At 42.3% G+C, this 14,524-nt stretch carries 13 protein-coding genes; 3 read left to right on the top strand and 10 right to left on the bottom strand.

Annotation, left to right across the window (positions count from 1 at the left end; all coding sequences use genetic code 11):
• Positions 1–430: 430 nt before the first annotated feature.
• The 7 genes from dapB to murJ all read right to left on the bottom strand — a co-directional run bounded on the left by dapB (position 431) and on the right by murJ (position 9,034).
• Positions 431–1,240, bottom strand: a complete 810-nt coding sequence (dapB, locus tag E5A76_RS07650) for a 4-hydroxy-tetrahydrodipicolinate reductase (RefSeq protein ID WP_053987916.1) — start codon at positions 1,238–1,240, stop codon at positions 431–433.
• Between the two features lie 113 nt (positions 1,241–1,353).
• Complete coding sequence (ispH, locus tag E5A76_RS07645; RefSeq protein ID WP_053987917.1) at positions 1,354–2,301, bottom strand: 4-hydroxy-3-methylbut-2-enyl diphosphate reductase; 948 nt, start codon at positions 2,299–2,301, stop codon at positions 1,354–1,356.
• A gap of 12 nt (positions 2,302–2,313) precedes the next feature.
• Positions 2,314–2,748: an FKBP-type peptidyl-prolyl cis-trans isomerase gene (gene fkpB / locus E5A76_RS07640; RefSeq protein ID WP_053987918.1), complete on the bottom strand. Its 435-nt coding sequence runs from the start codon at positions 2,746–2,748 to the stop codon at positions 2,314–2,316.
• Between the two features lie 231 nt (positions 2,749–2,979).
• Positions 2,980–3,507, bottom strand: a complete 528-nt coding sequence (gene lspA / locus E5A76_RS07635; RefSeq protein ID WP_107166824.1) for a signal peptidase II — start codon at positions 3,505–3,507, stop codon at positions 2,980–2,982.
• Complete coding sequence (gene ileS, locus E5A76_RS07630) at positions 3,507–6,347, bottom strand: isoleucine--tRNA ligase (protein ID WP_161118562.1); 2,841 nt, start codon at positions 6,345–6,347, stop codon at positions 3,507–3,509. The genes lspA and ileS overlap by 1 nt, the downstream gene beginning before the upstream one ends.
• A gap of 5 nt (positions 6,348–6,352) precedes the next feature.
• Positions 6,353–7,315, bottom strand: coding sequence for a bifunctional riboflavin kinase/FAD synthetase (ribF, locus tag E5A76_RS07625; RefSeq protein ID WP_053987921.1), 963 nt, complete (start codon positions 7,313–7,315; stop codon positions 6,353–6,355).
• A 159-nt stretch (positions 7,316–7,474) separates the two neighbouring features.
• Positions 7,475–9,034: a murein biosynthesis integral membrane protein MurJ gene (murJ, locus tag E5A76_RS07620; protein WP_053987922.1), complete on the bottom strand. Its 1,560-nt coding sequence runs from the start codon at positions 9,032–9,034 to the stop codon at positions 7,475–7,477.
• 208 nt (positions 9,035–9,242) lie between these two features.
• Between murJ and rpsT the strand changes: the two genes are divergently transcribed.
• Both rpsT and E5A76_RS07610 read left to right on the top strand, forming a co-directional pair.
• Positions 9,243–9,503 (top strand): 30S ribosomal protein S20, encoded by a 261-nt coding sequence (gene rpsT, locus E5A76_RS07615; protein ID WP_008988436.1) that lies wholly within the window; start codon positions 9,243–9,245, stop codon positions 9,501–9,503.
• A 140-nt stretch (positions 9,504–9,643) separates the two neighbouring features.
• Positions 9,644–10,273, top strand: coding sequence for a DUF502 domain-containing protein (locus E5A76_RS07610; RefSeq protein WP_161118561.1), 630 nt, complete (start codon positions 9,644–9,646; stop codon positions 10,271–10,273).
• 57 nt (positions 10,274–10,330) lie between these two features.
• Here the strand turns inward: E5A76_RS07610 and nhaR are convergent, their stop codons facing one another.
• From nhaR to nhaA, 3 genes are all read right to left on the bottom strand, one after another.
• Entirely contained in the window at positions 10,331–11,218 is an 888-nt protein-coding gene (gene nhaR / locus E5A76_RS07605) for a transcriptional activator NhaR (RefSeq protein WP_023930989.1), read from the bottom strand.
• 108 nt (positions 11,219–11,326) lie between these two features.
• Positions 11,327–11,581 (bottom strand): hypothetical protein, encoded by a 255-nt coding sequence (locus tag E5A76_RS07600; protein ID WP_023930990.1) that lies wholly within the window; start codon positions 11,579–11,581, stop codon positions 11,327–11,329.
• 1 nt (position 11,582) lies between these two features.
• Entirely contained in the window at positions 11,583–12,752 is a 1,170-nt protein-coding gene (gene nhaA, locus E5A76_RS07595) for a Na+/H+ antiporter NhaA (RefSeq protein WP_023930991.1), read from the bottom strand.
• Positions 12,753–13,273: 521 nt separating this feature from the next.
• Here nhaA and E5A76_RS07590 point away from each other — a divergent pair.
• The gene (locus tag E5A76_RS07590) at positions 13,274–14,416 is read left to right on the top strand and encodes a Na/Pi symporter (RefSeq protein WP_053987924.1); all 1,143 of its coding nucleotides are present in this window, start codon (positions 13,274–13,276) and stop codon (positions 14,414–14,416) included.
• Positions 14,417–14,524: the final 108 nt, after the last annotated feature.

Genomic DNA, 14,524 nt, shown 5'->3' with positions numbered 1-14,524 from the left:
ATTGATCAGTTAGCATTCTGTCAACATCACAAAGAAAATAAAGTTAAAAAAAGACTCCTTTACATCACTTTTAGCACCAACAAGCAAAAACAATACATTTAGTTACAGTAAAAAGCATCAAGCACAACAAATAAAAAGATTTAATCGTTTGCTTTTTTCACAAACACATTAACAAAATTTAACTCAGTAAAAAAACCAAAAAAAAGAAAGGTTTTAACGCAAAAATAGACAACACAAAAGAAAAAACACATCAAACACAAATTTAACCAACAAAACATTGCGTAAAAGGTATATTTATTACACTCATGAACGCTATTCCTAACAATCTTACTGAATAACGGAATTTATTCACTTTAGCGATATCGAGTTAGCTTTATGTAGGTATAAAAAAACCTGCTACATAGCAGGTTTTTTGTTTAAATCTATCAACTCACAATGAATCAAGCCCAAGAACATCTTCCATGGTATAAAAACCTGGTGCTTTATCATTAAGCCACACTGCCGCACGAACTGCGCCATTGGCAAATGTCATGCGATCCGTTGCCTTGTGGGTAATTTCTACACGCTCACCAATGTCAGCAAACATAGCGGTATGTTCACCAACAATGTCACCAGCACGGATTGTTGCAAAGCCAATTTCATCACGAGTACGTTCACCAGTGATCCCTTCACGAGCATAAACGGCAACATCACTCAGCTTATTACCCATCGCACCCGCAATCGCTTCACCCATACCAATAGCTGTACCCGATGGCGCATCCACTTTATGACGGTGGTGTGCTTCAACGATTTCGATATCGCAATAATCACCCATCACTTTTGCTGCTTTTTCTAACAACTTAAATACTAGGTTTACACCCACACTATAATTAGGTGCCATTACTACAGGGATCTCTGCAGCCGCTGCATCAATCAGCTCACGTTCTTGCTCAGTAAACCCTGTGGTACCAATCACGATCTTTTTATTATGTTGCTTACAAAACTCAATGTTTGCCAAGGTTGCAACAGGTGCAGTAAAGTCAATCAATACATCAAAATCATCAAGAGCCTTGCTAAGATCATCCACAATGATCACGTTCGCAATACCCGTACCAGCTAACTCTCCCGCATCAACGCCGACTAACGTCGAACCTGCACGTTCAGTTGCTGCACCTAGCTCTGCTTTTTCTGATAGTTGTGTGGCTTTTAATAGCTGACGACCCATTCGGCCAGCGGCTCCGGCTATCGCAATTCTTACCATTGCGTGCTTCTCCCTTGATGAATATATAATTATCTCAACACTGTAGCGGTTTTACAGATGATAAAAAAGCCCCAGCTTTCGCTGAGGCTTATTATTCACAAATCAATCAGGTATTAGATATTCTTTACTTGAAGCTCTTTTGGCACTTCAAAGAACATATTCTCTTCTCGTCCAGATAATTCTTCTACTTCAGAGCCTGTTAACTTCTGGATCTGCTGAATGATTTGATTAACGAGCTCTTCTGGCGCTGAAGCTCCAGCGGTCACACCGACTGTAGATTTATTATCAAACCAAGCCGCATCAATATCTTCAACGCAATCAGTTAAATAACCTGGCGTACCTAACTTTTCAGCTAACTCTCGTAAACGGTTAGAGTTAGATGAATTTTTAGAGCCAACTACAATCATCACATCAACAGATTCTGCCATTTCACGCACTGCATCTTGGCGATTCTGAGTTGCGTAACAAATATCGTCTTTACGTGGGCCTTGGATCTCAGGGAATACTTGACGCAAGCGATCAATGACATCAGCCGTTTCATCCACAGATAATGTCGTCTGGCTAACATAGTGAAGATTAGTTGGATCTTTAACAATAGAGGTTAACTTATCGACATCCTCTGGTGTTTCAACAAGGTACATGCCACCATCTTGGTTTGCATATTGCCCCATTGTTCCTTCTACTTCTGGGTGACCAGCATGGCCAATCAACACCACTTCCATCGCTTTACGACTTGCACGTGCAACTTCCATGTGAACTTTAGTTACTAATGGACACGTTGCATCAAATACGGTTAATTGACGTTGTTTAGATTCGTTACGTACCGCTTGAGACACACCATGAGCTGAGAATATCACGATATTGTCATCAGGCACTTCGCTCAGCTCTTCAACAAAAATCGCCCCTCGCTGTTTTAGCCCTTCAACAACAAAACGGTTATGTACGACTTCGTGGCGAACATAAATAGGCGGTTGGTACATTTCCAATGCACGCTCTACAATGCTGATCGCACGATCAACACCAGCACAAAAACCTCGTGGGTTTGCGAGTAAGATTTTCATCAACGATTGCTCTTAACTTTCAATGGAGACAACCTCAACCTCGAAGGTCACGGCTTGTCCTGCAAGTGGATGATTAAAGTCTACGGTAACTGAATCACCCACAACGGCTGTAATTATACCTGGAATGTCATGACCATCAGGACCTGCAAAAGCAATGATATTGCCCACTTCAGCAGGCGCATCAGCACCAAATTTCGCCAGATCAAGATGGTGTATATTATCAGGATTCGGCATACCAAAAGCATCTTCTGGTGCTAATTCAAATGAATCTTTCGCACCTTCATTTAATCCTAATAAACACTTTTCAAAATTGTCAGTTAAGCTGCCATCGCCCATACGAAATAATGCAGGTTTGCCCATCGCATAGGTCGATTCCGCAACCGATCCATCTTCAAGTTTAATAGCAAAGTGCATCAACACTTCACTGTTATCTTTAATCACTGACATACCACTTCCTTTTGCTTAAACCATAGCGGCATTAATACCTTTACGGCTCATCTAATTTAATCTGTCCATTTAACAATAAAGCACTACGGGTATCAACGTGCTGATACCAAGGTTTTAGTGTTTCACTTTAATATTTTCTTCACTATCACAGTCACAGCCATTGTTTCGATATAAAAAAACGCAGCTCAATGAATGAACTGCGTTTATCTAAGATTAGTTTATTATGTGAACCTATTGCTGCTCTTTGGCTGCTTTATCTGATTTAAAACCATCTAAAATCAATAACGCGGCACCAATACAGATTGCACTATCGGCAATATTAAATGCCGGGAAGTGGTAGTCACCATAGAAAAAGTCGAGAAAATCGACCACAAAACCATGGTACATACGATCAAATAAGTTACCAAATGCTCCGCCAATAATTAGTGCATAAGCACAATTAGCGATTTTATTCGTCGCAGGCGTACGGCGCATCCAGTACATCAATAAACCACAGACACCAAAAGCAATTGCTGCAAACAACCAACGTTGCCAACCACTTGCATCACTTAAAAAGCTAAATGCGGCACCTGTATTGTGCACATATAGCAAATTAAAAAATGGTAGTACTTCGATTCGGTTTGGCCAGCCATAGCCCATTGTGTCCATCACTAACAGTTTAGTACCGTTATCGATGATAAATACCAGTACCGCTAGCCATAGCCAGCGAATACCTGATTCTTTAAGTGATAGCGATTGCTTCAGTGCTGTACTAGTCATTATGCAAACTTTCTCTCTTCGCCGTCGCCATCGATATTCGTTGCACAGCGACCACAAATCTCTTCATGACCTGCAATTGTGCCAACATCAGCAACATGGTGCCAACAACGCTCACACTTCGCCGCTTCTGATGCTTTCACAGATACATATAGACCTTCGATATCAGTCTCTTGTGCATCAGCTGGTTTGCTATCAGCAACGACTACTTGTGCTTTCGATGTTAGTAGAACGAAACGCAGTTCATCTTCAAGCTTGTTTAGCTTAGCCGCAAGCTCTGCATTTGCAGCAAGTGTCACTTCTGCTTGTAGAGAGCCACCGATCACTTTTTCGTTACGTGCAGCTTCTAGTAGCTTGTTCACTGAACCACGTACTTTCTGGATTTCAGCCCAGAACTCGTTGTTTAGCTCTTCACCTTCAGCAAGACCGAATAGACCTTCGAACCACTCACCTGTGAATACGAACTTGTCACGTTGACCAGGCATTTCATTCCAGATCTCATCAGCGGTGAACGACATGATAGGTGCCATCCAACGTACTAGAGCTTCAAGAATGTAGTAAAGCGCAGTCTGACAGCTACGTTGAGCGTGACCACCACGTTTCGCTGTATATTGACGGTCTTTAATCACGTCTAGGTAGAATGAACCCATTTCAACAGAGCAGAACTGCATTAGGCGTTGTGTTACTGCATGTAGGTTATACGCGTCGTAGTCTTTAACGATTTCAGCTTGTGCCGCCATTGCACGACCCACAGCCCAACGATCAAGTGCCACCATCTCTTCTGCTGGTACGCAATCTGTTTCTGGGTTGAAACCGTGAAGGTTCGCAAGGAAGAAACGTGCGGTGTTACGAATACGACGGTAAGCATCTGCAGAGCGCTTTAAGATCTCGTCAGATACTGCCACTTCGCCAGTGTAATCGGTAGAAGCAACCCATAGACGTAGGATATCTGCACCAAGCTTGTTCGTTACATCTTTAGGTGCAACGACGTTACCGATAGATTTAGACATCTTACGGCCTTGACCATCAACTACGAAGCCGTGTGTTAACACTTGCTTGTACGGTGCTTTATCTTTCATTGCTACTGATGAGATCAATGAAGACTGGAACCAACCACGGTGCTGATCTGAACCTTCAAGGTATAGATCAGGTTCATTACCATTAAACTCTGGACGGTTATCAACCACAGCGTAGTGAGTCACACCTGAATCAAACCATACATCAAGAGTATCAAGTACTTTTTCGTAATTTGCTGCATCTTCAGCGCTCATTACGTCAGTCAGATCGAGATCCCACCACGCTTGAATGCCTTTTTGCTCAACAAGCTGTGCTACTTTTTCAATTAGCTCAGATGTTTGCGGGTGAAGCTCTTGGGTTTCTTTATGAATAAACAGTGCAATTGGCACCCCCCAAGTACGCTGACGAGAGATACACCACTCAGGACGACCTTCGATCATACCTTCGATACGGCTTTGACCCCACTCAGGCATCCATTGAACGTTCTTGATTTCACCCAATGCTTTAGCACGTAGACCCGCTTTGTCCATTGAGATGAACCATTGCGGCGTTGCGCGGAAGATAATTGGAGTCTTGTGACGCCAACAGTGTGGGTAGCTGTGCGTAATTTTTGAGAAGTTCAGTAGTGAACCGTGCTCACGTAGCACTTCAACAACCGCTTCGTTTGCTTTTAATACGTGTTGACCAGCAAAGATCTCAGTATCAGGTAGGTAAACACCGTTACTACCTACAGGATTTGCAATTTCAAGGTTATATTTTTGACCAACCACGAAGTCTTCTTGACCGTGGCCAGGTGCAGTGTGTACACAACCAGTACCTGATTCAGTCGTTACGTGATCGCCTAAGATAACTGGCACATCAAAGCTGTAGAACGGGTGGTTAAAGCGAAGTAGCTCTAACGCTTCACCTTTACAGAAACCTAGGATTTCTGATTCTTCAAAACCAACGCGAGCCATTACATCTTTAACAAGCTCTGCAGCAACGATTAAACGCTGTGGTGCAGGATGCGCTTCAGTCGCTGGCGTTTGTACTAATGCGTACTCAAGATCTGCACTGATCGCAACAGCACGGTTAGCTGGCATTGTCCAAGGTGTGGTTGTCCAGATAACGATAGACACATCGCCTTCGCCTTTATCTGCGTCACAGCCGAATTTAGCCAATACTGCTGCTTCATCTACCGCTTTGAATTTAACATCGATAGATAGAGAAACTTTATCTTGGTATTCCACTTCTGCTTCTGCTAGTGCTGAACCACAGTCAGTACACCAGTGAACAGGTTTGAAACCTTTTAGTAGGTGATTGTTATCAGCAATTTTACCTAGTGCGCGAATGATGTTTGCTTCTGTCGCAAAATCCATAGTGCGGTAAGGCTTATCCCACTCACCTAGTACACCTAGACGAATGAAACTTTCTTTTTGGCCTTCAACTTGGCCTGCCGCGTATTCACGACATTTTTCACGAAATTCTGCAGCCGTTACTTTCTGACCCGGCTTACCCACTTTCTTTTCTACCATTAATTCGATAGGTAGACCGTGACAGTCCCAACCAGGAATGTACGGTGAGTCAAAACCAGACAGAGTCTTTGACTTAATAATAATGTCTTTAAGAATCTTGTTTAGTGCGTGACCAATGTGAATATCACCGTTAGCGTATGGAGGGCCATCGTGTAATACGAAAGATTTCTTACCTTTCTTTGCTTTACGGATCTCACCGTAAAGATCTTCATCATACCAACGCTTAAGCATTGCAGGCTCACGCTGAGCTAGGTTGCCTCGCATCGGAAACCCTGTTTCAGGCAGGTTCAGGGTATCTTTATAGTCGCTCATTGATTCTAGATTCCGTTACTTGGGCGAAGTTGGACATTATTACGCTCAGACAGCCACACCCGTGCTGTTTGAGCATCTCGCTCGATTTGACATTTAAGCGCATCGAATGATTCAAATTTCTTTTCGTCACGCAACTTATGGCGTAACACGACTTCAAGCTGACGTCCGTAGAGATCAGCTTTAAAATCAAATAAATGTACTTCTAATTGTCGACGTACACCTTTTACTGTTGGTCGATTACCAACATTAGCAACCCCCATAATAGGGCCGCTAGCTGCACCATACACTTCAACAGCATAAACACCAGAAACCGGTGTTACGCGTCGTTTTAACGGTATATTGGCGGTAGGGAAATCAATGGTTCGACCTAACTTTCGACCGTGAGAGACACGACCTGTAATACTGTAAGGTCGACCAAGCATCATCTCCGCTTGTTCAAGGTCGTCATTCGCTAATGCTTGGCGAATAGCAGTGCTACTTACACGCTGCTCTGAAACACAAAAGCTTTGGGTGCTCACCACCTCAAAGCCATGTTTTAGGCCAGCGGCAACTAACATATCAAAACTGCCACTGCGATCTTTACCAAAGCGAAAATCATCGCCGATCACCAGAAACTTAACACCCAATTGCTTAACCAACAAGCGTTCGACGAAATCTTCCGCACTCATGTTAGCAAAATGGTGATTAAAACTAATACACAACAGACGATCAATACCGACCTTTTTTAGCTGTAAGTATTTGTCTCTAAATCGTGTTAAGCGTGCTGGCGCGTTATCACCAGCAAACAATTCTAACGGCTGAGGCTCAAAAGTCATAACCGTAGCAGGTAATTGCATTGCATGGGCTTTCGCGACTACTTGTTGTAGTAACGTTTGATGTCCTAAGTGAACACCATCAAAGTTGCCGATAGTCAACACACAGCCATGATGCTGGGGTTGAATATTATGTGTGCCTCGAATTAATTCCATGCGCCCTGTTACTTATCACTCATCTCATTTCACCCAGTATCTGACCTGAGTGAATAATCAAAATCGACCTTTAAGCGAAAATTCCGCCGCTATTATTGCTGAAAATATCGTAATTTCGCAGTAAAAGCTGGCGGATTATATACTACTCAACGCTTGCAATCAGCTATCAGTGCGCAGATGACGTGGACGAATGCCTAAAATCATCGCAATTACTAAATAAACACTGGCACCAATCGCAATTAAACCAAACAACCAACCGACACGCTCAAGCAAGTGGAAGCTTAGCCATTGTTCTATTGTTGGACTAAACCATAGCAAGCTAGACACCATCGCTACGCCAGCTATTGCCAAACGTAAAACAAAGAATAGTGTTTGGCGACTAATACGGTAAATATTTTCAATATGTAGGCCACGGTATAGCAAAGCTGCATTCAACAGTGCAGATAACACACTTGCAATAGATAAACCGACATAACCATAAAACGGTGCGAAAATGCCGTTAAACACCATATTGCTAACCATCGCAATAATACCAATTTTTACCGGTGTTTTGGTATCTTGGCGTGCATAATAACCAGGAGCAAAAATCTTAATTAACATGTAATTAAGTAAACCAGCCGATACCACCCAAAGTGAAACAGCAGTTTGGTTCACATCATACACACTAAATTCACCACGCATGAACATTACCATCAGCATAGGTTTAGCTAAGGTGATCATACCAAGCATCGCAGGAATACCGAGTAGTAACACCATTCGCACTCCCCAATCCATGGTTTGTGCAAATTGCTCTGGTGATTTATCAACATGCTTACGCGACAGGGCTGGCAAGATCACCGTTGCAATCGCAATACCAAATAAACCTAATGGGAATTCTAATAGGCGATCTGAGTAATACAACCAACTGATCGAGCCTGTCATTAAGAAACTGGCAATAAACGTATCAAGCAATAAGTTGATTTGGGTAACAGATACACCGAATAGCGCAGGTAGCATGAGCTTACGAATTTTTACCACGCCAGGATCGTTCCAGCCCCACTGTGGGCGAACCAAATAGCCTTCACGATATAAAAATGGCAGTTGGAAACTAAATTGGATCAAGCCGCCTAAAAAGACACCTATCGCTAAACCAATTTCAGGTTGCGCCAAATGCGGCGACACAAACCATGCACAGCCAATGATCGCAATATTTAAAAACACTGGCGTAAATGACGAAATCGCAAATTTACCCAAGGTGTTTAAGATTGCCCCCGACAATGCAACAAAGGTGATAAACCATAAATACGGGAAAGTGATTTTTAGCAGTAAACTCGCTAATTCAAATTTTTCCGCATCTGCACCACCGTGAAGCCAGTCCCAAAACCAACCAAAACCAAACAGTGCCGTGACTGCACCTGAGCCTAATACCCCAAGTAAAGTCACAATGGTTACAATACCACCAAGGGTACCGGCAGCTTTTGCTATCAGCTGTCGAGTGCGATCAACATCGCCTGCTGCGTGGTATTCCGTCAATACAGGAACAAATGCTTGCGAAAAAGCGCCCTCTGCAAATAGACGGCGTAAAAAGTTGGGTATTTTATTGGCAAAGAAAAAAACATCGGCCGCAGCCCCTGCTCCCATTAGGTTAGCAACCACCACATCTCGCACTAAACCAAGCACGCGAGAGACCAAAGTCATGGCGCTAACTATCATTCCAGAGCGTAAAAGACGCTTACTCACAAAAAAACCTCATAAAAGATGGTTCAGAAAGGTGACTTCTGATTCCAAATGCTGGTAAAATCTGCCGCCATATTAACCGTGTTAATCCGCAAGTGCCAACTAGATTGGTCTGGCGGTTATTCGCACAAATCATTTGACAATAGATAAGAACCAAGGCATAGTCCTCGGCCTTAAATTGTCACCGTACCAAGATTTGGGAGTTACACCCTTGGCAAATATCAAATCTGCTAAGAAACGTGCACTAACTTCAGAAAAACGTCGCCAGCACAACGCTAGCCGTCGTTCTATGATGCGCACTTTCTTCAAAAAAGTTATTGCTGCTATTGAAGCTGGCAACAAAGAAGCTGCAACACAAGCTTTCGCTGAAATGCAACCTGTTATGGATCGCATGGCTACTAAAGGCCTGATCCACAAAAACAAAGCTGCACGTCATAAAGCTCGTCTAGCTGCTAAAATCAAAGCTCTTTAATTTTTAATTATTGAGTTACGATTTGAAAAAACCGACCTAAGGTCGGTTTTTTTATACCTAAAATTCATATTCCTCTGACTCTTCATCGCCCATTCTGTGGCACACTTTCCCCACTTTTCTTTATCAGCTAAGTACCCAAAATGAAAAAAACACTGTTACGAGGTTTGCTTAACGTCTTACCTTTGGTCTTAAGCATCTGGCTTTTTTGGTCATTATTTGAGTCATTAGACAAAGTTGGCAACTTTTTATTTGGTTTATTCCACATAGGTGAACTATTCAAAGGTGCTGGTTTCTTATTGATCCTCACTTTGCTTTTTGTCGCAGGCTTACTATTTTCTGTTAGCCCTATCGCATGGCTGTATGATTTCATCATTCGTCAATTAATGCGTTTTCCGTTCTTCAAAACGGTTTACAGCAGCATTAACGACATTGCTTCTCTGATCAGCAGCGATAATAAAAACAAAGGACAGCAAACCGTATTGGTTCGCCAAGCCAACGATAGCTATGTAATTGGCTTTATTATGTCAGATGATATGCCTGCACCACTGGCAGCCGCATTACCTGACGGTGATTGGGTACCCGTGCTATTCCCATTAAGTTACCAAATTGCAGGCGTAACAACATTGGTCAAACGAGAAGATTTAACGGTTGTTGATTGGTCATTTGAAGAGGCTATGAAATATAACCTAACAGCGGGTATTTCAGCGCCTAAAAATAATAACGATAAAATACAGAAAGAAACGGATGATACAGCAAATAACCCTGTGTAATTCTCGCTGTATCAATCCTTAGGCAACGTTAGCCCCATCATTTAAGGTTGGGGCTCATTAAACAAATAAAGAGCTAAAATCAGCCTCACAGATGCGTGTAACTGATGGATGCATGATCATCCGCTCGGCAAAAATCACAAAGTACTCTTCTGAAATATCATTCAGCCTTTTGACTTCATGGACTTGGCAAGTCTCTTTCAGCTCTTTGGCATAGATCGATGGTGCGATAAACATGGATTTTTGGTAAGCCGAAAACGCTTTAATTAAGGCAGAATCGTCAAATTCACCCAAAATATTAGGCGTAATACCTTGCTGATCAAACCATTGATGAAGTTTGCGTCCCATTGCTGAACGTTTACTTGGTACCAGCAACTTATAATTTTCAATACAAGCCGGAAACTCTGATTCATCTAATCGATCTGAGCAAAAGAAGCTCATACCAGACTCACCTAATTTTTTACTGTATAGACCAGGGCTTTGAGTGGAATCAACAGGGCAATCAGATAAGATCATATCAAGCTTGTGCTGAGATAACTGCTCCAACAGCATTTCGTGGGTTGATTCAAAACAACTAAAATGAATACGCTGATCTTCTGGCATCCCTTCAAGCAGTACCTGACTCACTAACCGCTTAGATAAGGCGTCAGCCACCCCGACTTCAAACAATTGATTATCACGTTGGGTATAGTTAATCCGATCTAACATTTGATAGCTCAAATCAAACATCTTATCAGCGTACTTAAACACCATTTGTCCTAGCTCTGTTGGCTCTATTTGACGCCCAACTCGCTTTGTGAGCTTTCCTTTCAAACGATCTTCTAGTGCGCGGATCTGTCCTGTTACCGTCTGAGGAGCTAAGAATAAAGCATCCGCCGCCTTAGTCACTGAACCTTGTTTGCAGACCATCCAGAAATAATACAAATGATTATAATTTAGGTGAGACATACTCAATATTTAGCCAATAAAAAACCCCAACGACAAAGCTTACGCAGTGCCACAGGGGTCTTCAATCTTTATCTTATTATTTCTCTAATAAGTATGTGCTAAAACCTATTAGCCCGCTTGCTGACGGTTAAACCGATCTTGCTTACGGTATCGCTCACCGCCACGTTGCTCAAGAGCACGCTCTTGAAAAGAGGATTTAGAAGAAATCACTTTCGTGTCTTCTTTCTTTCCATCACTCAAGCCTTGTAAATACGCTTGGCAAACTTCAGAGCGATCAGCTGTCGTGCAATGCTGATATTTTGTTGCCGCAACACCTGACGTTGCGAACGTTAAACACAGTGTAGCTAATAGGTATTTATACATATTACGCCTCTACTTTTTGTGCTTCCTTCGGAAGTGAACGACTCAGTAGCACATAACCGACAACCGCAGCTACCGTTGAGCCTAACAAGATCCCTAGTCGTGAGTAGGTTGCGAAACTTTCATCCGCCCCAACAAACGCCAATGATGAAATAAAGATCGACATGGTAAAGCCAATACCACACAGTACCGATACCGCGAAGATATGCTTAAATCCGATGTCATCAGGTAATTTCGCAAAGCCACACTTCACTGCAATAATACATGCAGTAAATATACCTAGCGGTTTACCAATAAATAGACCTGCTGCAATACCGACAGGCAACATCGCCGATAAGCTTTCTAGTGAAACGCCATCTAATGAGATACCTGCATTTGCAAATGCAAAGATAGGCAAAATAGCGAAAGCAACATATGGATGTAACACGTGCTCTAGGTGCTTCAATGGTGAATGGGTATCAGAACGGCCATCTTCACCTGTTAGTGGAATAATAAAACCAAGTACCACGCCAGCTAATGTCGCATGTACACCAGACTTCAATACGCTAACCCACAGCACAGCCCCAACGATTAAGTACCAAGAGATCTTAGTTACGTTCTTTAGGTTCATCCAGAAAAGTACTGCTGTTGAAGCAAAGGCTACCGCTAGTGCCACTGTTGATAGATCTGAACTATAGAACAGCGCAATGATCACAATCACACCAAGATCATCAATAATAGCCAACGCTAACAAGAACACTTTCAAGCTTACTGGTACACGATTACCCAGTAGTGCCATTACACCTAATGCAAAAGCAATATCAGTTGCAGCCGGAATTGCCCAACCTTTAATTGCCATTGGATCGCTGTAATTAAACGCAACATAAATAAGCGCAGGTGCAACCATACCGCCAACCGCAGCGATTGCAGGGAAGATAGCTTTTTCCTTTGTATTTAATGCCCCTTCAATCAGTTCACGTTTAACTTCTAAACCAATAAGTAAGAAGAAAACGGCCATCAGACCATCATTGATCCAATGAGAAACAGATAAACCAGCAACATAGCTATGCAGCGTATCGTTGTACACTGACGCTAACGGTGAATTAGCAATGATCATCGCAATCAGCGCAGCAATAATTAAAACAATACCACCAGCGGATTCTAATTTAAGAAACTTACGAATAGCATCGGTCATCGACCGTCACTCCTATAAAAACAATATGAAATAATCAATTAAATGCAGTTTAAACGCCAATCTCAGCACTTGTGAAATCGGTTGTTTAGATATAACCACTCGGAAATTACGAGTAATTAGACCGTTAACAAAGTAATAACCGTGCAGTACTAACGAACATCTGACATTTATGCGCATTTTCCCTGTCATGTGTTTCCCTATAACTATAGGCAAACTGTCATAATTGACCGATTTTTACCGTATTTTATGAAGAAAAGACAAAATTTCGCTTCCTTACTATAAAAAATATTTAAATTCTCAATATCTAACTAAAAAACAAAATAGTCCATATATTACATGCAGTTAAAACCCAAAACACAGAATTCAATTAAGGCTATTTAATCGCTTGCTATCACAAAAAAGCGACAAACTGCCATTGTGACAATGAGTGTAATATTTCTGAAATATAAGCCATCTACTATTCACGCAGATTTCAACAAAATGAAACCCAAACGACATACTACTGTCATGGAGAAATGATTATGACTACCCAAGCCACTACTGCTGTATCTAAGTTCAGCTCTATGCGTTGGGTCCGCTGGGCTAACCTAGCGTTCATGCTTTATCTGTTACTTGTTGCTGTATCTATGGTCAGCAGCGGTTTTAAATGGTCTGTTGGCGAGCAAGCTAAGACCTTATTCGAATTTGCCTCTCATCCTGTAGCAGGATTAATGATTGGCTTAATCGCAACAGCATTAATTCAGTCATCAAGTACTGTAACGTCAATCATTGTTGGTCTTGTTGCCGGTGGTTTACCAGTAGAAACAGCAATCCCAATGGTAATGGGTGCAAATATTGGTACTACCCTAACAAATACGTTAGTTAGCTTAGGACATGCGCGTTGTAAGGATGAGTTCCGTCGTGCATTCGCTAGTGCAACCGTCCATGACTTCTTCAACCTTCTAGCTGTAGCAATTTTCTTGCCACTAGAAATGATGTTTGGTCTGCTAGGTAAGCTATCTAGCTGGTTAGTGTCTCCATTCTTAAGTGCTGGCGATATGAGCATGAAGGGAATGGACTTTATGAAGCCATTGACTCAACCCGCTGTTGATCTAGTAAAAGGTCCACTACAAGCATTTGGTAACATGGGTGGCGCAGCCTTAATCTTTATCGGTATTGCATTAATTTTCGTAGCAATCACGATTATGGGTAAACTAATGCGTAACCTAATGGTTGGTCGTGCTCGTGACATCCTTAAGAGTGCAATCGGTCGTGGTCCATTACACGGTATTGCATCTGGTACAGCAGTTACAATTTTGGTTCAATCATCATCAACAACAACAAGTTTGATGGTTCCACTAGTAGGTACAGGTGTTCTTAAAGTTCGTGATGTATACCCATTCACCCTAGGTGCAAACATCGGTACATGTATCACGGCACTACTAGCAGCAACAGCAGTATCTGGCGATAACGCAGTATTCGCACTACAAATCGCACTAGTACACCTATGTTTCAACGTACTAGCAACAGTATTGATTTACGGTGTTCCGTTCCTACGTGAAATTCCGTTGAAGTGTGCTTTCTACTTAAGCGACCTTGCAACAAAGAACAAAGCAGCAGTAGCAGGTTACCTAGGTCTAGTATTCCTAGCTATCCCAGGCTCAATCCTAGCCTTCACTGCTTAATAAAACGAAACATGAAAAAGCCCAGCAGATGCTGTAATGCCGTTCGGATAAGCATCATCGTTTATACCTAAACGGGTACTTGGATGGCACAAAGAGGACTGAACGTGG

Source organism: Photobacterium lucens (genome assembly GCF_009873615.1).
Classification (GTDB): domain Bacteria; phylum Pseudomonadota; class Gammaproteobacteria; order Enterobacterales; family Vibrionaceae; genus Photobacterium; species Photobacterium lucens.
This window is presented reverse-complemented; position numbering and strand designations above follow the sequence as displayed.

Excerpts from the sequence above, each read along its gene's own strand:
- nhaA (WP_023930991.1), bottom strand. The coding sequence starts at position 12,752 with ATGACCGATGCTATTCGTAAGTTTCTTAAATTAGAATCCGCTGGTGGT.
- ileS (WP_161118562.1), bottom strand. The coding sequence starts at position 6,347 with ATGAGCGACTATAAAGATACCCTGAACCTGCCTGAAACAGGGTTTCCG.
- ribF (WP_053987921.1), bottom strand. The coding sequence starts at position 7,315 with ATGGAATTAATTCGAGGCACACATAATATTCAACCCCAGCATCATGGC.
- nhaR (WP_023930989.1), bottom strand. The coding sequence starts at position 11,218 with ATGTCTCACCTAAATTATAATCATTTGTATTATTTCTGGATGGTCTGC.
- ispH (WP_053987917.1), bottom strand. The coding sequence starts at position 2,301 with ATGAAAATCTTACTCGCAAACCCACGAGGTTTTTGTGCTGGTGTTGAT.
- fkpB (WP_053987918.1), bottom strand. The coding sequence starts at position 2,748 with ATGTCAGTGATTAAAGATAACAGTGAAGTGTTGATGCACTTTGCTATT.
- lspA (WP_107166824.1), bottom strand. The coding sequence starts at position 3,507 with ATGACTAGTACAGCACTGAAGCAATCGCTATCACTTAAAGAATCAGGT.
- E5A76_RS07610 (WP_161118561.1), top strand. The coding sequence starts at position 9,644 with ATGAAAAAAACACTGTTACGAGGTTTGCTTAACGTCTTACCTTTGGTC.
- E5A76_RS07600 (WP_023930990.1), bottom strand. The coding sequence starts at position 11,581 with ATGTATAAATACCTATTAGCTACACTGTGTTTAACGTTCGCAACGTCA.
- E5A76_RS07590 (WP_053987924.1), top strand. The coding sequence starts at position 13,274 with ATGACTACCCAAGCCACTACTGCTGTATCTAAGTTCAGCTCTATGCGT.
- dapB (WP_053987916.1), bottom strand. The coding sequence starts at position 1,240 with ATGGTAAGAATTGCGATAGCCGGAGCCGCTGGCCGAATGGGTCGTCAG.